At 52.4% G+C, this 647-nt stretch carries 1 protein-coding gene; it reads left to right on the top strand.

The genetic code is table 11. From position 1 onward, the window contains the following. Positions 1–234 precede the first annotated feature (234 nt). Complete coding sequence (locus tag WLY71_RS30675; RefSeq protein WP_347806578.1) at positions 235–597, top strand: DUF6966 domain-containing protein; 363 nt, start codon at positions 235–237, stop codon at positions 595–597. Positions 598–647 lie beyond the last annotated feature (50 nt).

Raw genomic sequence — 647 nt, 5'->3', positions numbered from 1 at the left:
CAAGCTGCTGGCCATTCCGTTACGCGACGGCTGTGACTTGATGGACGTGATCGGCCGGCGCTTGCGGGCTCAAGCAGCGGAATAAACGAAAACGAGCGCCATGACGGCGCCCGTTTTTTGTGTCCGTAAACAAAGAGGTGCGCCAATATCCATCGGACTTGCCAGCTCCGAGCGAAATCAAGGATTGTGTGCGCAAATGACTGAAGCGGAGGTTATCGTACGGTCAACTGCTCAATGGCCGAAAATCCATCGTTCCACAGTTTGGATGAACTCAAAATGGGTCAAATGACTGAACAATTGATCGACGTTCTGGATCAGCTCGCCATCGTACTTGAAAGCGATGGAGCCACTGACTGGAGCCAGTGGATGCGCAAAGCCAAGGCACACTTGATGAACTCTGATTACTACGGGGTTGAATACTTGCTGTCAGCCTTTGGCGGAACGGGCTCGCTCAATGACCTGATCCTTGGGCAACACCACGTCGATGGTGTTTGGGCCTGGAAGCCCGGGTATATCGAGTTGAACACGAGATTTGATGCGTTACGCAGCGAAGCCGCAGCGCTCGCAAGTGCCATAAAACGTACGCAGCAAAATTGATCTGTCCCCATTTAATTCCTGCAATCTGATATGGAGAGCCTGTCGCTTTG

Source organism: Pseudomonas rossensis (genome assembly GCF_039888995.1).
GTDB classification, from domain to species: Bacteria; Pseudomonadota; Gammaproteobacteria; order Pseudomonadales; family Pseudomonadaceae; genus Aquipseudomonas; species Aquipseudomonas rossensis.
Note: the sequence above shows the minus strand (reverse complement) of the source record. Positions and strands in the feature narration are given on the sequence as shown.

Coding starts and splice junctions, on each gene's coding strand:
- WLY71_RS30675 (WP_347806578.1), top strand. CDS start 235: ATGGCCGAAAATCCATCGTTCCACAGTTTGGATGAACTCAAAATGGGT.